The 22419-nt window shown below is 68.0% G+C and carries 17 protein-coding genes; 8 read left to right on the top strand and 9 right to left on the bottom strand.

The window, feature by feature from the left end; genetic code table 11:
* The first annotated feature begins 107 nt into the window (after positions 1 to 107).
* A complete protein-coding gene (locus tag EIK80_RS02840; protein WP_199743352.1) occupies positions 108 to 2459 on the top strand; it encodes an arylsulfatase in 2352 nt (783 codons plus the stop codon).
* Here EIK80_RS02840 and EIK80_RS02835 read toward each other — a convergent pair.
* Positions 2456 to 3418 (bottom strand): nucleoside hydrolase, encoded by a 963-nt coding sequence (locus EIK80_RS02835; protein WP_125155436.1) that lies wholly within the window; start codon positions 3416 to 3418, stop codon positions 2456 to 2458. The two genes, EIK80_RS02840 and EIK80_RS02835, sit on opposite strands and share 4 nt — an antisense overlap.
* Before the next feature lie 192 nt (positions 3419 to 3610).
* Positions 3611 to 4258 (bottom strand): TetR/AcrR family transcriptional regulator, encoded by a 648-nt coding sequence (locus tag EIK80_RS02830; RefSeq protein ID WP_125155435.1) that lies wholly within the window; start codon positions 4256 to 4258, stop codon positions 3611 to 3613.
* A gap of 38 nt (positions 4259 to 4296) precedes the next feature.
* Here EIK80_RS02830 and guaD point away from each other — a divergent pair, with 38 nt between their 5' ends.
* Positions 4297 to 5694, top strand: coding sequence for a guanine deaminase (gene guaD, locus EIK80_RS02825; RefSeq protein ID WP_125155434.1), 1398 nt, complete (start codon positions 4297 to 4299; stop codon positions 5692 to 5694).
* Here guaD and EIK80_RS02820 read toward each other — a convergent pair.
* The 4 genes from EIK80_RS02820 to EIK80_RS02805 all read right to left on the bottom strand — a co-directional run bounded on the left by EIK80_RS02820 (position 5691) and on the right by EIK80_RS02805 (position 13129).
* Positions 5691 to 7139, bottom strand: a complete 1449-nt coding sequence (locus EIK80_RS02820) for a sulfatase (RefSeq protein WP_158624632.1) — start codon at positions 7137 to 7139, stop codon at positions 5691 to 5693. The genes guaD and EIK80_RS02820 overlap by 4 nt on opposite strands.
* A gap of 55 nt (positions 7140 to 7194) precedes the next feature.
* Positions 7195 to 8661 (bottom strand): sulfatase, encoded by a 1467-nt coding sequence (locus EIK80_RS02815; protein WP_125155432.1) that lies wholly within the window; start codon positions 8659 to 8661, stop codon positions 7195 to 7197.
* A 121-nt stretch (positions 8662 to 8782) separates the two neighbouring features.
* A complete protein-coding gene (locus EIK80_RS02810) occupies positions 8783 to 12133 on the bottom strand; it encodes a carboxypeptidase regulatory-like domain-containing protein (protein ID WP_125155431.1) in 3351 nt (1116 codons plus the stop codon).
* Between the two features lie 525 nt (positions 12134 to 12658).
* A complete protein-coding gene (locus EIK80_RS02805; protein WP_125155430.1) occupies positions 12659 to 13129 on the bottom strand; it encodes a DoxX family protein in 471 nt (156 codons plus the stop codon).
* Between the two features lie 240 nt (positions 13130 to 13369).
* Between EIK80_RS02805 and EIK80_RS02800 the strand changes: the two genes are divergently transcribed.
* From EIK80_RS02800 to EIK80_RS02790, 3 genes are all read left to right on the top strand, one after another.
* Positions 13370 to 13639: a hypothetical protein gene (locus tag EIK80_RS02800; protein ID WP_125155429.1), complete on the top strand. Its 270-nt coding sequence runs from the start codon at positions 13370 to 13372 to the stop codon at positions 13637 to 13639.
* A gap of 65 nt (positions 13640 to 13704) precedes the next feature.
* Positions 13705 to 14535 carry a DUF692 domain-containing protein gene (locus EIK80_RS02795; RefSeq protein ID WP_125155428.1) on the top strand — a complete coding sequence of 277 codons (831 nt, stop codon included), beginning with the start codon at positions 13705 to 13707 and terminating at the stop codon, positions 14533 to 14535.
* The gene (locus tag EIK80_RS02790) at positions 14532 to 15281 is read left to right on the top strand and encodes a putative DNA-binding domain-containing protein (RefSeq protein WP_125155427.1); all 750 of its coding nucleotides are present in this window, start codon (positions 14532 to 14534) and stop codon (positions 15279 to 15281) included. The genes EIK80_RS02795 and EIK80_RS02790 overlap by 4 nt, the downstream gene beginning before the upstream one ends.
* 167 nt (positions 15282 to 15448) lie before the next feature.
* Here the strand turns inward: EIK80_RS02790 and EIK80_RS02785 are convergent, their stop codons facing one another.
* Positions 15449 to 16150, bottom strand: coding sequence for a DUF1109 domain-containing protein (locus EIK80_RS02785; RefSeq protein WP_158624631.1), 702 nt, complete (start codon positions 16148 to 16150; stop codon positions 15449 to 15451).
* 310 nt (positions 16151 to 16460) lie between these two features.
* Between EIK80_RS02785 and EIK80_RS02780 the strand changes: the two genes are divergently transcribed.
* Together EIK80_RS02780 and EIK80_RS02775 are read left to right on the top strand one after the other, a co-directional pair.
* Positions 16461 to 16994: a sigma-70 family RNA polymerase sigma factor gene (locus EIK80_RS02780; protein ID WP_125155425.1), complete on the top strand. Its 534-nt coding sequence runs from the start codon at positions 16461 to 16463 to the stop codon at positions 16992 to 16994.
* Positions 16987 to 17622, top strand: a complete 636-nt coding sequence (locus EIK80_RS02775) for an NrsF family protein (RefSeq protein ID WP_125155424.1) — start codon at positions 16987 to 16989, stop codon at positions 17620 to 17622. The genes EIK80_RS02780 and EIK80_RS02775 overlap by 8 nt, the downstream gene beginning before the upstream one ends.
* A 4-nt stretch (positions 17623 to 17626) precedes the next feature.
* Here EIK80_RS02775 and EIK80_RS02770 read toward each other — a convergent pair whose 3' ends face one another.
* Positions 17627 to 18529 carry an AraC family transcriptional regulator gene (locus EIK80_RS02770; RefSeq protein WP_125155423.1) on the bottom strand — a complete coding sequence of 301 codons (903 nt, stop codon included), beginning with the start codon at positions 18527 to 18529 and terminating at the stop codon, positions 17627 to 17629.
* A gap of 257 nt (positions 18530 to 18786) precedes the next feature.
* The gene (locus EIK80_RS02765; RefSeq protein ID WP_158624630.1) at positions 18787 to 19797 is read right to left on the bottom strand and encodes an alpha/beta hydrolase; all 1011 of its coding nucleotides are present in this window, start codon (positions 19795 to 19797) and stop codon (positions 18787 to 18789) included.
* A 230-nt stretch (positions 19798 to 20027) separates the two neighbouring features.
* On the opposite strand from EIK80_RS02765, the gene EIK80_RS02760 reads away from it, so the two are divergent.
* Positions 20028 to 22328: a TonB-dependent siderophore receptor gene (locus EIK80_RS02760; RefSeq protein WP_125155421.1), complete on the top strand. Its 2301-nt coding sequence runs from the start codon at positions 20028 to 20030 to the stop codon at positions 22326 to 22328.
* The last annotated feature ends 91 nt before the right edge of the window (positions 22329 to 22419 follow it).

Genomic DNA, 22419 nt, shown 5'->3' with positions numbered 1-22419 from the left:
GTATCTTGACTTAGATTTTGCCAAGCCTGTCTTCTGGCGGTTGCGCTTCCGCGCGATGGTTCAGATGTTTCGGCGAGCAAGACATGCGGTCCCGATTAGCAGCTTTCGTGTCCCTGGCCGCTCTGGCGACCGGCTTGGCGGGCCCTGTCGTGGCCTCGGCCCAAGCCGCGTCCTCCCAGGCTGCCTCGCCATCGATCGACCGCTCGGTCCTGCCCATCCCCCTGCCCGGCTTTCAAGGTTCGATCGGGGCGACCTATCGCGACTCCCGGGCCGAGACGCCGCCGCCCTCGGCCCCCGCCGCCCCGGCGGGCGCGCCCAACATCCTTCTCGTCCTGCTGGATGACGCCGGCTACGCCCAGACCTCGGCGTTCGGCGCGGCGATCACGACCCCGACCCTCGACGCCCTGGCCGCCAACGGCCTGCGCTACACGCGTTTCCACGTGACGCCGATGTGCTCGCCGACCCGCGCCTCGCTGCTGACCGGTCGCAACCACCACGCCATCGGCATGGGTACGATCACCAACTGGGCCAGCAGCTACCCCGGCTACACGGGCGTCCTGCCCAAGAGCTCGGCCTTTGTCTCCGAGATCCTCCGCGCCAACGGATACGCCACCGCCGCCATCGGCAAGTGGCACCTGACGCCCGTCTCCGAAATGACCCCGTCCGGGCCCTACGACCGCTGGCCCAGCGGTCAGGGCTTCGACTACTTCTACGGCTTCATCCAGGCCGAGACCGACCAGTGGGCGCCGCAGATCAATGAGGGGGTCAAGCCCGGCCGCCTCGACCCGCCCAAGGGCCGCGCGGGCGACTACACCCTGAACGAGGCGATGGCCGACCATACGATCGCCTGGCTGCGCAGCCAGAAGTCGGTCAATCCGGACAAGCCGTTCTTCATCTACTACGCCCCCGGCGGAACCCATGCTCCCCTGCAGGCGCCCAAGGCCTGGATCGACAAGTTCAAGGGCCGGTTCGACATGGGCTGGGACAAGTACCGCGAGCAGGTCTTCGCCCGGCAGAAGGCGCTGGGCGTCGTGCCCGCCGACGCCACGCTGACGCCGCGCCCGCCCGAACTGCCGGCCTGGGACTCGCTGTCGCCGGACGAGCGGAAGGTCCAGGCCCGGATGATGGAGGTCTATGCGGGTTTCATGGCCCAGACGGACCACGAGATCGGCCGCGTGATCGACGCCATCCGCCAGACCGGCCAGTTGGACAACACGCTGATCGTCTTCATCGCGGGCGACAACGGCGCCAGCCAGGAAGGCGGCCCGGAAGGCGCGATCAACTCCATGGCGCAGATCAATGGGGTGACCGACACGACCGCCGAGCGCCTGCGCGCCCTGCCGACGCTGGGCGGAGCCTCGACCACGCCGATGTACGGCGCCGGATGGGCCTGGGCGGGCAACACGCCGTTCCAGTGGAGCAAGCGCATCGGCTCGCACCTGGGCGCCACCCGCGACCCGCTGGTCATCTCCTGGCCCAGCCGGGTCAAGGATCCCGGCGCCACGCGCTGGCAGTACGAGCACGTCATCGACATCGCCCCCACCCTGCTGGAGGCGGCCGGCGTTCCTCAGCCGAGGCGTGTCAACGGCGTCGACCAGGCGCCCTTCGACGGCGCCAGCCTGCTGGCGACCATCGATAGCGGCGCCGCGTCCAGCCGACGCACGACCCAATATTACGAGATGCTCGGCAATCGGGCGATCTATCACGACGGCTGGCTGGCCGCCCAGCGCACGGGCCTCGCGCCCTGGGTCTACAGCTCGGTCGACACGCTCAAGCCCCAGGCCTGGGAGCTCTACGATCTCGACCATGACTATTCACAGGCCCATGACGTGGCGGCGGCGAATCCGGCCAGGCTGAAGGCGCTGCAGGACCTGTTCGACGCCGAAGCCAAGCGCAACCAGGTTCTGCCGATCGATCCTCGAGTGCTGGGGCGCGGCCAGCCCGACACCCGGGAGGCCGTGCATCGCACCTATTACGGCCAGACGAGACTCTACAGCGGCATGTGGCCGCCGGTCGAGAACCGGAGCTTCTCGATCACCGCCCGGATCGTCGCGCCGGCCCGGGACGGCGATGGCCCCGTGGTCAGCATGGGCGGAGAGTCCGGCGGCTTTTCGCTATACGTCAAGGACGGCAAGCCGGCCTTCACCTACAACTTCTTCCAGAAGCAGATCACGACGGTCCAGTCGCCGACCCGCCTGGGCGCGGGGCCGGCCAAGATCGCCGTGCGCCTGGTCTATGACGGCGGCGGTCCCGGCCAGGGCGCGACCGCAATCCTGTCGGTCGACGACAAGGTGGTCGGCCAGGCCCGCGTCCCGCGCACCAGCCGAGGCAAGGTGTCGTTCGAGGACACCTTCGACATCGGCGAGGACAGCGGCTCGCCCGTCGTCGACTACGGTGTCGCGCCGACTTACCCGGGCGTCCTCGACAAGGTCGAGGTCGACCTGGACCCCGCCAGCTAGCGCAGCGCTTCGATCAAGGCCCGCCGGAAGCGCTCACGGTCGACGGCCTTGACGATCCGGACGTTGGGCGGCGGGGCCTTGCCCAGGGCGGGATCGGCCTCCTCCTGATCCGGCAGCATCGAGGAAGACACGCTGCAATAGCCGCGGGTCAGGCCCGGCGCGGTCTCGACCTGCACGAGGCACGCCTCCGTGCGGGTCACCACGCCATCGACCACGGCGCAGGCGCAGGCCAGCGCGTCCGGGTGCAAGGTGCCGCCATGCCCGTAGCGCGCCTGGCTGAAGGCGACCGAAGCGGCGTTGACGGTGGTGAAGAACGCGGCGCGCTCGCTACCGATCGCCGCGATGTCGCTCAGTTCGGCCTCGGTGAGCAGGCTGTCGGTCAGGGACAGGGTCCAGGTCACCAGAGAGATCGAAAAGCCGGCCTTCAGCACGATCGCGGCCGCCTCGGGATCGACGTAGAAATTGAATTCCGCGGCCGGCGTGACGTTGCCGATGCCGTTGTCGCAGCCGCCCATGATCCACAGGTGCTTCAAGGCCTTGGCGATGCGCGGCTCCTTGCTCACCGCCAGGGCGATGTTGGTCAGCGGGGCCTGGGCCAGCAAGGTGATCTCGCCGGGATTGCTCATCACCAGGTCGATGATGGCGTCCACCGCGTGGCTGACCTCCGGACGTTGGGCGGTCCTGGGAAAGCCGGCGTCGCTCATGCCGTCCTGGCCGAAGACATAGGCCGCGTCCACCGGCTCGCGCAGGAGGGGACGCGGGCAGCCAGGGTGGACGGGAACGCGGCCCGCGAGACCCGCGACCTCCAGCGTGACCAGAGCGTTCTCGACCTGCTGGTCGAAATCGATGTTGCCATTGCAGATGGTGACCGCTTCCAGCGTCACGTCGGGTCGCGCCGCCGCCAGCAGGATCGAGAAGCAGTCGTCGCCTGCCGTGTCCGTATCAATGATAAGCCGCATGCACCTGTCCAGCTGGCGTGCAGCGCCTCGCCCGTTCGTCTTCGGGCGATGTGGCGCGCGCGATCCCGATCGCGCCGGCGCAACTTGCCAAAACGGCGGAGTTAAGTAAATTGGCTTAATTGAAGCTCGAAGATTACCATGCGCGACGCCTCTTTCCTGATCACGCCGGAGGCGCCGAAACTCTCCAGCGCCTCAAGCCGCGCCTGTGAGAGCCGCGGCCATCAGACGGACCGTCCGCGTCACCACCGTGCCGAGGGCGGGCACGCGCTTGCCGCCCATCTTGGCGTTGTCGCGGTCGATCAGGGCCGCGAAGTTGATGAAGCCCAGCATCCGCAGTTCCGCCTCGACGCGCCCCGGCGGACCGCCCACCGCCGCCTGCAGCAGGTCGAGAATCCGATAGTACATCGGGTGACGGCCGGGGAACGGATTGGCGGCAAGGCCGCTGGCGTCCGGGCGGGCGAAGAACTGCATCCAGAACCGCGCGAAACTGTGGCGGCCGTCCTCGTCCACCTGCTCGGCGATCGGCAGGTAGATCAGCTCCAGCAGCGCCTCGGGGTCGCCCATGAGGTTCTTGGACTCGGCCACCTGAATCAGCTGCAGCCGGCGCTCGATGATGAAGCGCTCACGCGTCGCGAAGACCGCGCTGATCAGGTTCTCGACATCGCCGAAATGGTACTGGACGGCGTACTTGTTGCTCTGCCCCGCCTGGTGGGCGATCTCGTGCAGGGCCACCCCGCCGAAGCCGCGCTCGCCGAGCAGGCGCTCGCAGGTCGCGATCAATCTGCCCTTGGTGTCATCGGGGTTCATCGAGCGCGGAATGGCGGTCTTGGCGAGCAGCATAGCCGTTTCCTACAGGGAACGCCCGGGAGGGCAAGACAATGACGACGCAGGCGACGGAAGAAGTTGCGAGAACGGATCTTCGCGGCAAGGTTGTTCGCGGATCATTCCTGCACGCCCCCGAGCCGGATTGGCTCGAAAGCCTCTCCGACGCCCTGATCTCGATCGGCGAGGACGGGCTTATCCAGGCCGTGCTTCCCGCCGACCATGCCGGCCATGAGAGCCTGCTGGCGAGCGCGCGGGCCGCCGACCGCCTGGTGACGCTGACCGGCCGCGCCTGGATGATCCCGGGTCTGGTCGACCTGCACGTCCACGCGCCGCAGTACGCCCAGCTGGGCCAAGCCCTGGACGTCCCCCTCGAGGTCTGGCTGCAGAAATACACGTTCCCACTGGAGAGCCGGTTCGCCGACCTGGACTTCGCGACGGAGGTCTATGCGGCGGTCGTGACGGACCTGCTGGCCCAGGGCACGACCACCGCGCTCTACTTCGCCACCGTCCACCAGGAGGCCACTCATAAGCTTGTCGACCTGTGCCTGGCGCATGGCCAGCGGGCCCTGGTCGGCAAGGTGGCGATGGACGATCCGGCCGCCTGTCCCGACTATTATCGCGACGCCTCTGCCGAGGACGCCGTCGACGGCGCGCGCGCCCTGATCGACTACGTCCGCGGCCATCCGGACAATACGGAAGGCCTGGTCTGGCCGGTGATCACTCCGCGCTTCATCCCGTCCTGCACCGACGCGGCGCTGAGCGGCCTCGGGAGTCTGGCGCGGGAGACCGGCTGCCATGTCCAGACCCACTGCTCCGAAAGCGACTGGGCCCACGGTCACGTGCTGGCGCGGCACGGCGTGACCGACGCCGCCAGCCTGGACGGCTTTGGGCTCCTGGGCCGCCGCACGGTGCTGGCCCACGCCAATTTCCTGACCGACGACGACATGGAGCGCGTGCGGGCGCGCGGCGCGGCCGTGGCCCACTGCCCGCTGTCGAACGCCTATTTCGCCAACGCCGTCTTCCCGTTGCGCCGCGCCTTGGAGAAGGGCCTGCACGTCGGCCTGGGCACCGACATCTCGGGCGGTCATGCTGCGTCCCTGTTCGACACCGCCCGCATGGCGATCGCCGCCTCGCGGATGCTGGAGACCGGCGTTGACCCCGATCTGCCCGCCGACCGGCGGGGATGTCCTGCCTCGCGCATCGACGTCGTCACGGCCTTCCATCTGGCCACCGCCGGCGGCGGCCGGGCGCTGGACCTGCCGATCGGCCGCTTCGAGCCCGGCTGCTGGTTCGACGCCCTGCTCATCGACTGCGAGGCCGCGAACGGTTCGATACGCCTGTTCGGCGAGGTCTCGCCCGAAGACCTCGCCGGCAAGATCCTGCTGAACGCCAGCCGCGCCAACATCGCCCAGGTGTGGGTCGGCGGCCGGCGCGTGGCCGGCGCCGCCTAGAATCCCTCCGGGCGACCAAAGCCCGGATCGCTGTAGGAGGGATAGTGGTCGAACACGTCGGGATCCCTGCCGACGCGCGGATCCGCGGTGGCGACCAATTCCTTTTCCAGCCTCTGGTCCAGGGCCTTCAGGCGCGCGGCGTAGCGCGGATCGCCCGAAAGATCACGCAGTTGATAGGGGTCGGCCTTGATGTCGTAGAGCTCGCGCGGGGGCCGCTTGCGCGTCGCCAGGGCGAAGTACGGCGCGACCTTCGGATCGGCCTGGTTCAGCACCAGGAACGCCTTGGTCGGTCCCGGCCCGATGTCGGCGAATCCGGCGTAGTTGTCCTTCTCCAGGCGGTCGGCGGAAGGCGTCTGGCGCGGCGGATCGCCGGCTGGCCATCGCTCGGGATGGAAGTTGCGGATGAAGAGGTAGCGGTCGGTGCGTAGGGCCCGCATCGGATAGCCCGAGCCCGGCTCGGTGTGGCCGTCCATGTGCCGTTCCATGGCCGTGACCACCGCGTCGCGCGCGCCCCGGCCGCCCCGCAGGAGCGGGACCAGGCTCCTGCCGGTCATCTCGGGCGTCGGCCTCAGGCCCGCGACCTGCAGAAAAGTGGGGGCCAGGTCGGTCAGCACGACCAAGGCGTCGGTGACGGTTCCCGGCTTGACCTTGCCCGGCCAGGACACCGCCATGGGCACGTGCGAGCCCGCGTCGTACAGCGTCGCCTTGCTGTGCGTGAACGAAGGTCCGTTGTCGCCGGTCACCACGACCAGGGTGTTGTCGGCCTCGCCCGAGGCCTCCAATCGGTCCAGCGCCACGCCCAGGATGTGGTCGAAGCGCTCGACGGCGTACATATAGTCGGCGATGTCCTCGCGGATTTCCGGCGCGTCGGGCAGGTACGGCAGCATGGGGCCGTCGAAGGTGACGCCGTGGGCGCGTCCCTGTCCCTTGACGTAGGGCCGGTGCGGATCGTGCGTCCCCAGCCAGAAGCAGAACGGCGTCCCGGCCTGGCGCTTGTCCATGAAGGCGGGAAAATCGGCGTAGCGGTCGCCCGCCGGGTTGCGCGTGCGTCCCACCGGCTTCAGCTGCCCCGGCGCCCAGCCCTTGTCGGCGAAGCCAACGACATAGCCCGCCGCCTCCAGCATGTCGGGATAGACCCCGAACTTCTTCGGCAGGATGCTGGCCAGGTTGGCCCCCTCCTCCAACTGCCAGGGCGCGCGGCCCGTCAGGATGGCGCCCCGCGAGGCCGTGCAGGTCGGCGCGGCGCAAAAGGCGTTGGTGAAGGTCAGGCCGGCGCGTTTCACGCGCTCGAAGTTGGGCAGTGTCATGCCCAGTTCGTCGATCGCTCTCGACGAGGTCCAGCCCCAGTCGTCGGCCAGGACGAACAGGATGTTGGGCCGACGGCTCATCGGGGTCGCGCCGGCCGTCGCGCCGGTCAGGCCCAGCGCCCCCAGGGCGCTACACATCGATCGCCTCGTCAAACGGGTCATCACGCCCTCCACGCCAATACGGAACTGGGGATCAGAAGTCGGCCGGCCGGCCATAGCCGGGGTCGCTGTAGCTGGGGTAGCGGTCGAAGACGTCGCCGTCGGGCCCGACGCGCGGGTCCTTCAGTCGCTTCAGTTCGGCCGTCAGACGACGGTTCATTCGCGCCAGCACGCGGGCGTAACGCGGGTCGCCCACAAGGTTGTGCATCTCGAACGGATCGGCCGTCACGTCGTAGAGTTCGCGCGCTGGCCGCTTGCCGACGGCGGGACCATAGGCCGGGTCGTCCGGGTGGGTGGCCAGCCAGGCCTTGGCCGGCCCCTGGTCAATGTCGGCGAAGCCGGCGAACACACTGGTCTCCAGCTTGGCGGCGTCGACCGCGCGTCGCGGCGGGTCGCCCGCCGGCCAGCGCTCGGGATGGAAGTTACGGATGAACAGGTAGTGCTCGGTGCGCAGGGCCCGCATCGGATAGCCTTGCCCCGGCTGGGTGCGCCCATCCATGTGACGCTCCATGGCCGTGATCACCGCGTCGCGCGCCCAGCGCCCACCCGTCATCACCGGCAGCAGGCTGGCGCCGGTCATCACCGGCGACGGGGGCAGGCCGGCGACCTCCAGGAAGGTGGGAGCCAGGTCGGTCAGGGTGACCAGGGCCCGCGTTCGGCCGCCGACCTTGATCCGGCCAGGCCACATCATGGCCAGCGGCACGTGGACGCCGGCGTCGTAGAGCGTGGCCTTGCCGCGCGGGAACGGCCAGCCATTGTCACCCGTGACGACCACCAGCGTATTGTCCAGCTCGCCCGCCGCCTCCAGCGCGGCCAGCACCACGCCAAGATCGCGGTCGAAGCGCTCGGCGGCGAACATGTAGTCGGCGACGTCCTCGCGCGTGGCCGGGCTGTCGGCCAAGTAAGGCGGCAGGGTTCCGGTGAAGCTGACGCCGTTGCGCTGTCCCTGCCCCCTGACATAGGGCCGGTGCGGATCACGGTCGCCGAGCCAGAAACAGAACGGCGCGTCCGCGGGGCGTTTGGCCAGGAAGCCGGCGAAGTCGGGATAGGCGTCGCCAGCCGGATTGCGCGCGCGGCCCGCCGGCTTCAGCTGACCCGGCGCCCAGCCCTTCCCCGCGAATCCGACATGGTAGCCGGCCCTCTCCAGCATCTCGGGATAGACCGCGAACTTGGCCGGCAGGATGCTGGCCAGGTTGGCGCCCTCCTCCAGTTGCCATGGCGCGCGGCCGGTCAGGATCGACCCGCGCGAGGTGGTGCAGGTGGGCGCGGCGACGAAGGCGTTGTCGAAGCTCAGGCCGTCGCGGACGACGCGCGCGTAGTTGGGCATCCGCAGGCCCAGCATGTCGACCGGACGGGCCGACTGCCAGCTCCAGTCGTCGGCCAGGGCGAAGACGATGTTGGGCCGGCGACGAGCGGGCGCGGCGGACGCCAGGCCCGCCGCAGAAGCCGTCGCCAATCCCGCGGCGCCGCCGCACAGGTCCCGCCGGGTCAAGTCCTTCATGCCGCCCTCGCTTGCTTTGCTTTGATCCAGATCTTCCGGGTTCGTCCCATGGAGACAACCCCGGGACCTGCGCGGAGTGGGTTCGCACGGGTCCCGGGGCCTTTCCAAGTCATGAGGGGACTTAGAACTCGTAGCGGAGGCTGACCTGCATGTACCAAAGCGACAGGGCCGTGTTGCGCGTCTTGGTCACGCTGGTCGGCACGCTGGAATAGCGGTAGCGCGCGCAGACCGCGCTGCTGGCCCCCACCGCCGCGCCGTTGGCGTCGGCGCAGTCCACGCGGGCCAGGGTGTTGATGTCGGTGTACTCGCCGACCAGACCCCAGTCGCGATTGATCAGGTTGAGCAGGTTGCGGACGTCGAACTGCAGCTTGACCTTGTGCCCCTCGATCGGCGTCGGCAGGGTCTGGCTCAGTTGCAGGTCGACGCGGTTGATGGGCGCGTTGGTGTTGCTGTACTTGCGCACCAGCCCCGTCGGGATATTGAACGCGTTCACGTACTTCTGGAACCGGGCCAGGTCGGCGGCGGTGGCGAAGGTCACCAGGCCGACATTCAGATCCGACGTGTTGGTGTCCGCCGCGAAGTCGGGCACATACAGCGCCTGGGCCGTCTTGGTGACGCCGAACACGGGGCCGCGCCCGGCCGCGGAATCCTGCATCGTGAAGCCGAACGGGCGACCGTCCTGTCGCTCGGCGAACAAGGTGACGCGGGTCTCGTTGTCGCCGAAGAACGCCTTGTGGAAGCTCAGCTCGAACTTCGCGCGGTTGCGGATCTCGTAGACCGAACGATCGAGGTAGTCGTGGTTCGGGTCTCCATAGGCCGGCACGGTGTTGTAGAGCGAGGCGGAGGTTGTCCCGAAATAGGCGCCGGGACTAACGTCGCTCATGCGCTGGCGCGCCAGCCCGAAGGCCATGTCGACGCCCCAGTCCCAGCGCTTCGAGACGGTCAGGCCGCCGGTCCAGGACGAACCCTTGTCGGTGTTGGTGGCGACCAGATCGTTGTTGGCGCCGAGGTTGGTCGAGGTCTTGCCCGGCACGGCGGCGGAGAGGCCGTCGTAGCGGATGCGGCCGTCCGGCAGGAATTGCTGGACGCCGTTGATCACCAGCGGCTGGGCCCGGTAGTCGGAATAGGTCAGGTCGTTATGGGCCTGGCTATGCACGTAGTCGCCGCTCAGCGCCCAGCCCTTGCCCAGGTCCAGGTTGATCGACAGGAAGCCCTTCCACTGCCCCGGAATTTCGAAGGTCGGCGACAGGGCGATGACCGCGCCCAGGGCCGGAATGGCCGTGGCGCCGGGCAGGGTCCCCTGCTGCAGCTGCTGGACCACGGAGGGGATCTGGTAGCCGAAGGTCGCGTCGCCGGTCAGGTTGTTCAGCGCCGCGGCGCCGATCGCCTGGGTGAAGCCGCCCGTGCCCGTGGTTTCGGTGAACGCGCCGGCGGCGTTGCGCTGAATGACGACCTGGGTCGTGGCGTAGCCGGTGTTGTAGAACGGCGTGCCGGTCAGCACGTCCGGGATGCCGCCCGCGAAAAGGCCGAAGCCGCCGTTGATCTTCAGGCGCTCGCGCGGCGTCCACTCGGCCGAGACGCGGGGCATCAGGATGTGCAGGCCGTCGATGGTCTTCTGGTTGCTGAAGCCGTTCCGCGCCGTGAAGTTGGGGTTGTAGATCGGCCGGTCGGGCTGGTCGTACCAGTCGAACCGCACCCCCGCGGTAACCCGCAGGTCATCGGTGATGTCGAGGGTGTCCTGGGCGAAAACCGAATTGGTCCAGTAGGTCGAGTTGAAGGCCGCGGTGTTGGGATCGCCCGTTACCGCGTTGGCGTAGGTCAGGCTACTGGCCTTGCCCGCCGCGAAGTCGGCCAAGGAGTCGAAATAGTAGGTGCCGCGACGGTTGGGCACGAACAGGTCGTAGACGTCGGCCTTGCGGGCCTGGGCCCCGAACTTGAAGCGGTTGCCGTTCCAGGAATACTCGCCGAGGAACTGGAAGCGGGCCTCCTGCAGGTCCAGCGCCCCGGCATGGCGAAACTGGTCGACGCCGAAGCGCACCGACGAATAGCCCGTCTGGCAGGTGGTGGTGACCGCGTCCGATGTCGGCGCGGCGCACACCGAGATATCGGAGAAGTTCTGGCCCGTCGGCGGGTTCTGCCCGTTGACGTAAGAGCGATAGGTCGCCTTCAGGGTCGTGGTGAACCGGTCGGTCCAGTTGGAGCGGATGTCCAGCGTGGTGGCCTCGTCGACGTTCGACTGCTCGAACCAGTGCGAGGTCAGGGTCGCCGTCGTCGCGCTGAGGTCGGGCTTGTTCATCGACGCGGATTGCGCGTAGCGATAGGTCAGAGAGGCGCGGTGGCGGTCGCTGATGTTCCAGTCCAGCTTCACCGAGTACTTCTTGTCGGTGACGGGCGAACTCGTCAGCGAGTCCCCGACCGCGTAGTCGCTGGCGTAGTTGGTGTCGAAGGTCGACTTGACCGCGTCGATGGTCGCCTGGGTCAGGCCGTTGGAATAGATGTTGGGCGCGCCCGAGCCTGGAGCGCCGAACAACACCGCCTCGCTGGTCCGATAGGTCTCGTAGGCGGCGGCGAAGAACAGCTTGTCCTTGATGATCGGCCCGGACAGGAAGCCGCCGTAGTTCTTCTGGCTGATCTGCGACGGCGTGCGCTGCTTGCTGAGATGGCGTCCGACCATGCCGTCGTTGAGGTAGTTGACGAAGGCCGTGCCATGGAACCGGTTGGCGCCCGAACGCAGTACGATGTTCATCGCCCCGCCGACGAAGTCGCCATTCTCGACGTCGGTCGGCACGGCGGCGATGCTGAACTGCTCGATGGCGTCCAGGGTCACCGGCCCGCGGGTCGTGGTCATGCCGCCCTGGGCCAGGCCAAAGCTGTCCTGCGCCGACACCCCGTCGACCGAAATGCGGTTGAAGCGCGGGTTGGAGCCGGCGATCGAGATGCCGCCGGCGTTGGCGCCCGCCCGGCCGCCCGACAGGTCCTGCGACACCAATATGTCGCGCCGCGCCAGATCACGCGGGTCGCGAGCGACGCTGGCCACCGCGGCGATGGCCTCGCGCCCCAAGACCGTCTTGGGCCCCTGGTCGGAGTTTCGCGTCCCCGAGGCCGTGACGACCACGGCCTCGACCGTCTCCTCCGCGGCGAGGTCGATCGACACTTCCTCGGTCTTGGTCACGCGCAGGAAGACGTTCTCCAGCGTCTTGGGCGGCTGGCCGCCCCCGGTGACGGTGATCGTGTAGGGCCCGCCGACCCGCAGGCCGCGCAGGTCGAAGACGCCGCTGGCCTCGGTGGAGGTGAAGGCTCGGGTCCCGGACGGCGTGTGAACCACCGCGACGCCCGCATTGGCCACCGGCGCTCCGTTCAGCGTGACGACGCCATGGATGTTGGACGAGGATTCCTGGCCGTGAGCCGCGCTGCCCGCCGCCAGCATCATCACGCCGAAAGCCGCGCCGCTCCAATAAGTCCTGCACCCCATGACCTACCCCTTATCCAGCGCGGGCAGCCGGGCCACCCGCTCGATTTAAGTAAGGTCACTGAACTTTTCCGATAAGTAAAGTTGCTTAAATCGCCTTGGCGTCCGCCGTGCGGCGATCTGCATCGCCAGCGGCGCCGCGCGCTCATAAATCGAGCGAAAGGCCGTGGAAACGGCTGTCCTCAACCTCGAAGACAAGATCGCTGGCGTCGATTCGGATGGCGAGCCTGGCCTTCGAAGGTCTCGTCGGAGGTCTCCAGCGCCGCTTGCCCGGCGTTGTCGAACAGAGCCCTCAGGGCTTGCCCCGGAAGGTCGGGGCCATCACCGACCGCGACCCTGCCGACGACGACGCGGCCCACCACACCTGGGCGGTCCGGAGCCGAACTCGAACCTGATCTATTTCAGCTTCGATCCGAACTTCTGAATCAACCGCCGCAACGGGCGGCGCAGAACGTGGCCTGGTCCTAGAGCATTTTGTTTGACGCATTTTCTGACGACGAACCGGTATCCACTTCGTCGGAAAATACTCTAGTCGCCCGTTGCTCGCCTCGCGGGCGGTTCGATGCCAAGCAGTCGGTCCAGCGACCAGTCGCCGCCGCCCCGCGCGATCAAGGGCAGAAGAAGGCCAGCCCAGCTCAGGTGGGTGGGCCAGGCGTCGGGATAGACGAAGATCTCGATCACCAGGGTCATGCCCAGCAAGGCCGCGCCGCCGACCCGAGTGAACAGGCCCAGAGCCAGCAGAATGGGAAACAGATGCTCCGAATAGGTCGCCAGGTGCGCGCCGATGTCGGGAGAGACCAGCGGCAGTTTGTACTCGGTCTCGAACAGTCCGTAGGTGGAATCCTTGATGTGCAAAATGCCGTCGACCTTGGTTCGACCGGAGAGGAAGAAGACGGCCGCGACACCCAGACGGGCCGTGAGCAGCAGCACCGCCTCTGGGACCGCGCGACTGACGGCGGCGGCGGCCTTGGCGTAGATGGGCAAGGGGGGCGAACGCATGGTTGAATCTCCTGAAGAGCGCGTCAGGCGCGACGGCCGGCCCGGAAGAAATGGAAGTGGGCCACGAGCATGGGTTCGACGCGCGACGCCCGCCGGTTACACCCTGGGAGAAAATCCGCCGTGGCGGCTCGTCATCGCGAGAAACTTCATGAGGTCCTGTAACCGGCGCGGGACGGCCGACGAAAACCTCCTCGTCAGGCCGATCTTCGCGGCCCGCGACATGTCCTCAAGGAGACCAACATGACCAACTTCAAGTCCGCCACGATCGCTTCGGCCGCCGCCGTGTTCGCCCTGACCAGCATGGTCGCCGTCACTCAGGCGTCGGCCGCGCCGAAGGCCGCGACCGCCAAGGTCCACTGCTACGGCGTCAACTCGTGCAAGGGCGCCTCGGACTGCAAGTCGGGCAACCACGACTGCAAGGGCCAGAACGACTGCAAGGGTCAGGGCTTCAAGGAACTGACCAAGAAGGCCTGCGCCACCGCCGGCGGCTCGCTGACCGCCCCGAACTAAGGCTTCCATCTGGCGGGGCGCGATCTTGCGCCGGGCCCCGCCGCCCTCCTGCCCGAGACCCTGCCGTGACCCTCCCGCCCTTCGAAGGCTTTGGCCTGGGCTTGCGCCCGCAGCACTATTCCGACTTCCTGGAGACGGAGATCGCCGTCGATTTCGTGGAAGTGATCTCCGAGAATTTCATGGTCAGGGGCGGCCGCCCCCTCTACATGCTCGACGCGGTCCGCGAACGCTATCCCGTGGCGCTGCATGGCGTGTCGATGTCCATAGGTTCGGCGGACGGCGTCAAGCCCGACTATCTGCGCCAACTCAAGGCCTTGGCTGATCGCGTGAAGCCGCTCTGGGTGTCCGACCACCTCTGCTGGACGGGGGTGGAGGGCTTCAATTCCCATGACCTCCTGCCTCTGCCCTATACGGAGGAAGCGCTAGACATCGTTTGCGCCAACGTTTCCCGGGCCCAGGACGTGCTGGAGCGGCCGATCCTGTTGGAGAACCCGTCCAGCTACCTGACCTTCGCCGACGACGAGATGAGCGAAGTGGCCTTCCTGGCCGAGACCTGTCGGCGCACCGGTTGCTTCCTGCTGCTCGACGTCAACAATATCCACGTCAGCGGCGCGAACCATGGCTTCGACCCCTATGCCTATCTAGAGCAGGCGCCCGCCGACCGGGTGCGCCAGATGCACCTGGCCGGCCATAGCGTCGGCAAGGCGCTGCTGATCGACACCCATGACCAGCCCGTGCCCGATCCGGTCTGGGCGCTCTATGAGACCGCCTGCCGACGGTTTGGGCCGGCCGCCACGATGATCGAGCGCGACGACGACATTCCCCCCTTGGCCGAACTGCTCGCCGAGCTGCAGATCGCCCGCGGCTTGGCCTCGCCTTGGATGCGCGCGGCATGAACCTGCTCGCCCAGCAACGCGCTCTGCGCGACCATATTCTGACCGGCGCGCCGGATCATCCGCCCGGCGTCGCGGCGACCGGAGGCCCCGGTTTGGCGGTCTACCACCACGCCTATCGCGCTCAGCTGGCCGCCTGCCTGCGCGACACCTATGAAAAGACCTGGGGGTGGCTGGGCGACGAGGCCTTCGAGGCGAGCGCCCGCTTCCACATCGAACGTCACGCGCCCCACGCCTGGACGCTCGCCGACTATGGCGCGGAATTCACCGACACCTTGAGCCAACTCTACCTCGATGATCTGGAGGTTCGGGAACTGGCCTGGCTGGATTGGACCCTGCGTCGCGCCTTCGACGGAACCGACGCCGAGCCGATCAACGAGGAGGCCCTGGCCCAAGTCGACTGGGACTCCGCGACCCTGACGTTCGCGCCGACCCTTACGGTCAGGGTCGTGGCGACCAACGCGGCGGCCATCTGGACGGCCCTGGCCGAGGGCGTGACACCTCCAGCCGCCGAGCGCCTGCCAGAACCGGGCGCGATCCGCGTGTGGCGCGCGGGCTTGTCGCCACAATACCGAACGATCGAAGCCTTCGAGGCTGAAGCGCTTGGCTGGATCCAGCAGGGCATAACCTTCACGGGTCTGTGCGAGCGACTGGCCAAGGTGGTCGACGACCCGGACGAGGCGGCTCGCCAGGCCGGAGGACTGCTGGCATCCTGGCTCCAGGACGGCCTGATCATGGCGGCCGCCTGAGCCGAATGATCATTCGCCGGGGATCGCGGATCATCCGGTTCGCGCGCGACCGGAGACGTCCACGACCCTGCCGACGGCGTCTTCGACCGGCGGCGCCGAGGCCGTCGCGCCTGCGCTTCAGGCCTCCGCGCGACAGGCGACAAGAGCGGCGCCCAACACGAGCGGGCTCACCATCGCAGCACCCTGGCCCCCAGGGTCGCGCCGAGCCCGCCGACGGCCAGGACGCCCAGGCTGTACCACGCCGCGACGAAAGGACCGGTCGCCTCCTGACAGTTGAGCGCGTAGGCGGCCGCGCCCAGGCCGCCGGCCGCGATTCCCGCGATCGCGCCCGCATGGGCCAGATGCGTCGGAGCCAGGCCACGCACCGCCCACAGCAAGCCCGCCAGCGGCGGCAGGGCGAACCCCACGATGCGCCATGGACAGGCCGCGGCGCTGACGCCCATCAGCATGTGGCGCCGGTCGGTCGCCGGAGCGTCCGCCAGTTGCCAGATCGCCAGAATGGTCAGAACCGCGACCGGCGCCAACAGCCAGAACGACCGGCTCATGGCCGATACGCCCGGTCGCGCCAGCCGGTCGACCGTCCAGAGCGCCAGCCCCGCCAGGGCCAGGGCATAGGCGAATTTGATCCAGAACATCGCCGTGAGCGCCGCGCCGACCATGTCCGGCCGATAGCCGAGCACCAGGTCGACCAGGATGATCGAAGCCACGACGCCGACACCCGCGCCGGCCAACAGGCGACGGACCGCGGCATGGCGCGCCACGGGCCGCAGGTCCGCGACAAGACCGGCGATCGTCCGCTCGACGGACGCGGTGGCTCCGGCAAGGGCCGCTCGAGGCGGAGCCGCGACGTTGGGATCGGGTGGTCGCACGGAAAATCCCGGTTCGATTGAATTGGCGGCCAGCCGAGGACCGGCCTCCGTCATCAAGACGTTCGACGAGGCCTGTACGGCGGCTACAGGGCTTCGCGCGAATTCCTCCCCATCCCTGCAAGATGTCCGGCCTCCAGACCTAGCGACTTCTTGCGCTCATCGTCGCGTTCTTGCCGTGGCGTCGTCCCCGTCACTTTCCGCCCACCCCTTTTGATCTTCGGATCGCGTAGCGAGTGAAATCCGCTGGCCGGGATTCGCCCTGACGCGGGGGACGCCGTCATGACCCTGGGATCATCTGAGCGGAATTCGCATGGCCGATAGCGAATGGGCGGAGCTGATGATGGCCGCCCAGGCGGGCGACAGCGTCCGATACCGCCGCCTGCTGGGAGAGCTGCACATATGGCTGAAGCGCTACTTCAGCCGGCGCCTGCCCCCGGCGATCGTCGAGGACGCGGTGCAAGACACCTTGATCGCCATCCATGACAAGCGTCACACCTTCGACCCCGGTCGGCCGTTCGGTCCCTGGCTCGGTGCGATCGCACGCTACAAGTGGATCGATCGCCTGCGGGCCTTGAAGCGCATGGCGACCGAGCCTTTGGGCGAGGACATCGCCACGCAGGATCACGGCGCGGCGGTGATCAGCGCCACGATCCTGAACCAGCTGTTGGCGGAATTGAAACCCGCCCAGGCCGAATGCATCCGTCTGGTCAAGATTCACGGCTACAGCGTCGAGGAGACGTCCCGGCGGACCGGCCAGTCCATTTCGCTGGTCAAGATCAATATCCACAGGGGCCTGGCCCGACTGACCCTTGCCGTACAAAATCAGGCCTACGCCGATGGATGACTTTCTCGACAATCTGGCCGGAGACTTGGCGCCGGTCCGCCGCCGCTCGCCCCGCCTCGAGATCCTGGCGCTCGCGGCGCTTTGCGCGCTGGAACTGAGCCTGTTCCTCGCGGCCGGCCTGGCGCGTCCGAACCTCGCGGCGGCCTTGGGCCTGCCGGTGTTCTGGTGGAAGCTGATCAGCCTGGGAACCCTGGCCCTTCTCGGCTTCGCCACAGCCCTGCGATCTTTCGCTCCGGAGGTGTCGCCCCGGCGCGGCCTACAGCTGATGGCGATGGCGGTGGTCCTCGCGCTGGGCGCGGGCTGGTTGTTCGATGCGGCGATGGACGGCGGCGGCGATCTGGCCGCCCGGCTCGACTGGCGCGACGGCCTGCACTGTGTCGGCTTCGTGGTCGGCTTGTCGGCTCCGCCGGTGGCGCTCCTTGCCGCCCTGATGCGACGGGCGGCCGCCACCCATGCTCCAGGCTCATCCCTGGCGATCGGCGCTGGGGCGGCGGCCTGGGCCGCCTTCGTCTTCGTGTTCGCCTGCCCGCACGACGATCCGCTCTACGTCGCGGTCTGGTATGGCTTCAGCTGCGGCCTCACCCTCTTCCTGGTTCGGCTGCTGCTGCCGCGCCTGGCGCGCTGGTGACCCCTCACCGGTCGCGGCGATAGTCCGAAGGACTGGCCCCCGTCGCCCGGCGAAAGCGCGCCGCGAAGTGCGAGGCGCCGCGAAAGCCGCATCGTCTGGCGACGTCCTCGATCGGCAGACTGGTGGCCCGCAGCAGCGCCTTGGCGGCGTCGAGCCGGCGGCCGACCACGAAGGCGTGCGGCGCCAGACCCGTCGCCCGCGCGAAAGCGCGGCTGAAGTGATACCGGCTGAGCTTGGCGACGGCCGCCAGATCATCGAGAGTGAGCGCCTGGGCCAGGTTGGCCTCGATAAAGCCGATCACCTCCGCCAGTCGCCGCGGCGCCAGGGCGTAGGGCGCCCGCCGCCCCGAGGGCGGGAGGTTGGAATGGTCGCGAAGCAATCTGCCGATGAAAGCCTCGCCCAAGGTGTCGATATAGAGCGCTTCGCCCAACGGCGAGGCCGCTTCGTCGAGCATCGCCTGGAACAGGCCGAGCAACACCGGATCCTCCCCTCCGATCCGGTCGATCGGCGCCACGCCGCGGCCATCCCGGTCGAAGGTCGTCTCGGCGGCGTGTTCGAAGGCCGCGGGCGAAACGTAGAAATGGGCGTAGTCGATGGGGCCTTGGGTGTTCCACGCGTAGGCCGCGCCTTCCGGCAAGATGGTGATCGCGCCGGAAGCCACGTCCGAAACCAGGCTCGCGCCCTCCCCGGTCCGCCGGATTCGCTTGGCGCCGCCCAGGTGGACAACGACATAGTGCGCGTCGAGCGCGGGCTGGTCGACATCGGGATCCGTGCCTTGCCAGCGGCGCAGGCGCGTCTGCCCCGAACGCCCCACGGCGACGTCGACCAGCGGCGCGCGAGCCAGGCCACGGGCCCAGTCGTCCGGACTCGCCAGGCCCTTCAAGGCGCGGGTCGCCAGAATCGTCATTGCGCGTTCTCTCGATGGATCCAGCTACCTCTCGGTTTCGCGCGAGCGGCCCCCCGCGTTACACGTCCAGCTGAATTACCTGGTCAGGGGTTTGACCAGGGCGCTCGTCGCCACGACGATCCCTTCCGCTGGATCACAGACCATGGTTCGTTACACGTCCTCGGCGGCTTGGCCGCCTTGGCTCTCCTGGAGCGCGGGGACGGTCCCTTGGCCAACCTCGCGGTCGCCCCGCGAAGAGGTTTGGCGCGCGGAACGCGCTAACGTCGCGCCTGGGCCTGAAGAAAATCCAGCGTGCGCCTGAGGGCGTCGAGGCTGGCGGCGCGGGTCGAGGCGAGGTCGGGCCCGATCCAACCGTGGCCGACGCCTGGCAGGATCGCCGTTTCCACCGGCACGCCCGCCGCGCGGAGCCTGTCGGCGAAGACCAGGGTCTGCTCGGGACTGACCTGATCGTCGGCGGCGCCGTGCAGCAGCAGCATCGGCGGGTCGTCACGGTCGAGATAGGTCGCAGGACTGGCCGCCGCGGCGGCGGCCGAGCAGTCGGCCCCGGCGCATCCGAGCACCTGCTCGACCTTGAGAGAGCCTGGCCGGCTCATGTCGAACGGGCCGAACCAGGCCACCGCGCCCTGGACGCAGTCGGAGACGGGCAAGGGCTTGGCGGTCCTGGCCTGGGAGCCTGGCAGGCGCCCGGTCGAGGCGGGCGGATCGAAGAGCGGCACGCCGCAGGTCGTCGCCGCCAGGGCCGCAAGCTGGCCCCCGGCCGAGCCGCCCACCAGATAGACCCGGGCCGGATCGAGGCCGTAGTCGGCCGCATGAGCGCGCAGGAAGCGCACCGCGCTCTTGATATCCCGCACCTGGTCGGCGATCCGCGCCTCGCCGCTGAGGCGGTAGTTGACCGAAGCCACCCCGAAGCCGCGCGCGGCCACCGACGCCAGCACCGCCGGAAAGTCGGCGAAGCCGCCGGCGGTGCGAGAGTCGCCCCGGTTCCAGCCGCCGCCATGGACCCAGACGACCAGCGGCGCGCCGCCCTTGATCGGGCGCGGCGTATAGAGGTCGAGCTGCAATGGCCGAAAGCCCGTCAGGTTGGCGAATTCGACATCGCCTCGCGCGACGACGCCGTTGGGATAGTGGGCCTGGAGCTTCGGAAAGACGTCGTCGCGAACCGTCTCGGCGACGATCTTCGGTTCGGAGACCCTAGACTCCGCGAACGCCGCCGAGGCCATCGAGACAAGAACGATCGCGATGCAGGCGGTCCAGTCGACTCTGCGCATCATCTTCTCCGAGCTTGTCCCCCGGCCCTTAACTTGCCCGGGGATCGGTTGCCTCTCGACCGCCAACGGCGCCTTCGAAAAAGGCGCCGGTCGGGGCGTGATGGCCGCAAACTGGATTTCTGGTTTACAAAATACAATACGTAATTATCGTCACCAAAAGTACAAACAGCGCACCTGATGTCCGGAAGCCGGCGGGGGTGGGTTAAATTCGTCAAGAAGGGGGTAACGAGATGACTTGCCATACGCTTACACGCCGCGCCTGGCTGGGGACCACCGCCCTGGCGGCGACCCTGGCCCTTCCAGTGCTGGCCAACGCCCAGTCGACGACGGCGCCGAGCGAAGTCTCCGCCCTCGAGGAGATCGTGGTCACCGCTGACACCACCGGCACCAAGGCCGTCCAGGTCGGCAGCTTCCGCGGCGCCAAGCAGCTGGACACCCCCCTGACCATCAGCGTCATCCCGCGTGAAATGCTCGACGTGCAGCAGTCGCGCAGCATTCAGGACGCCCTGCGCAACACGCCCGGGGTCACCGCCTCCCAGACCTCGCCGACGGTCTACAGCAACCTGGCCATCCGCGGCATTCCGGTCGAGAACCGCGGCAACTATCGCCTCGACGGCACGCTGCCGATCATCAACCTCATCGACCTGCCGCTCGAGGACAAGGAGCGCGTCGAAGCCCTGAAGGGCGCCTCGGCGCTGTACTACGGCTTCACCAGCCCTTCGGGCATCATCAACCTGACCATGAAGCGGGCCACGCCCGACCCGCTGCTGAACATGTCGGTGTTCGGCAATTCGCACGGCGCGGTCGGCGGCCATGTCGATGTCGGCGGCACGCGCGGCATCCTCGGCTATCGAATCAACGCCGTCTACGATCGCCCCGACTCCGGCATCGACAACACCGACGGCAAGCGCAACCTCTTGTCGGGCGCTTTTGACCTGAAGCCGACCGACACCCTGACCCTGCAGTTCGACGGCGAGCGCATCTTCAAGGATGTCAACGAGCCGGGCATCTACCGCTTCCTGAAGGTCCCGGCCACCACGGTCGCCAACCCCTATCCGACCATCAAGCTGCCGAACCTGATCGATCCTTCGACCAATTTCGGACCGGACTGGGCGCGCAACAAGACCAAGGAAAGCAACCTGCTGGCCAAGTCGATCTGGCGCTTCCTGCCCAACTGGGAGCTCGTCGCCAGCGCCGGCCTGTCGCGCCTGCAGCGCGAACGCCACTTCAACACGATCGACCCGAACGATCCCAACACCAATCCCTTGACGGGCGCGGTGGGCGAGTTCCCGCTGTCGGTCAGCTACCAGCCGGTCGCCAAGTACCGCAACGAGAACTACCGCGTCGAGATCACCGGCGCCTTCTCCACCGGCCCGCTGAAGCATGAGATCCTGCTGGGCGCCTCCGACAACATCCGCGAGAACCGCTCCTCGGCCAGCAGCGCCCAGGCCTGCCTCTACAACAGCACGACCGGGGCCCTGATCGGCGCGACCCTGGCCTCGACCGCCGGGGCGGGCCAGACCCGCGCCCTGTGCCGGCAGAGCATCACCGACCCGCACGCCATCCCGCAGCTGGGCGAGCCGCTGAACGCGCTCAATAACCCCAGCGGCATCAAGGATGTCGGCTACTACGTCTTTGACCGCATCAAGTACAACGAATGGCTTCAGGTGCTGGTCGGGGTGCGCAAGTCCGACTACGAGGAAAAGCGCCTCGACACGGGCGTGAAGACCTTCCAGGCCAAGCCGACCTCGCTGTCGGGCGGGGTGGTGATCAAACCCAAGTCCAATGTCAGCCTCTATGCGACCTATATCGAGGGGCTGGAATCGACGCCGGCCGCGCCGCTGACGGCGACCAACTCCAACGAGCAACTGGGTCCGTCGCAATCGACCCAGTATGAGGGCGGCGTGAAGTGGGAAATCTTCCCCACCCTGCTGCTGCAAGCGGCCTATTTCGACATCAAGCGCGACTCCGCCGTCGTCAATGGCGCCAACACCTACGTCAAGGACGGCCGCCAGACCTACAAGGGCTTGGAAACGAGCCTGACGGGCAAGGTCAGCCGCGACTTCACGATCTACGCCAGCGCGCTGTTCCTGGACGCCAAGTACACGTCGGGCTCCCCCACGGTCCTGCTGTTCAACGCCAACGGAACGCCGCGCATCGACGCGGCCAGCGGCAGCCAGTTGATCTCGCCGACCATCGTCGGCAAGCGCGTCGAGGGCTCGCCGAAGGTTTCCTGGTCGGTGTCGGGCGAGTACCGGCTCACAGCCCTGGTCGAGGGCCTGGCGATCAATGGCGGCGTCTTCCACACCGGCGACCAGGCCATCAATCCGCTCAATCAGAACTTCATCCCCGCCTACACCCTGTTCGACCTGGGCGCGTCCTATCGCACCGAGATCGCCGGGCGGCCGACGACCTTCCGCGTCTACGGACAGAACATCGGCGACAAGAAGTACTTCGCCTCCACCGGCGGCCTCTTCGCCGCGCAAGGCGCGCCGTCGACGGTGAAGTTCGCGATCTCGACCGAGTTCTGATCCTCCCCTGGAACCGTCGATCTTGGGCCGGCCTCATCGTGAGGCCGGCCCATTCCTTTTTGCATGGCTCGCGCACGGACCAGGCGAAGGC

It is taken from the genome of Caulobacter sp. 602-1, assembly GCF_003931565.1.
GTDB lineage: Bacteria > Pseudomonadota > Alphaproteobacteria > Caulobacterales > Caulobacteraceae > Caulobacter.
The sequence above is the reverse complement of the archived record's forward strand: the minus strand, read 5'-3'. Positions and strand labels throughout refer to the sequence as shown.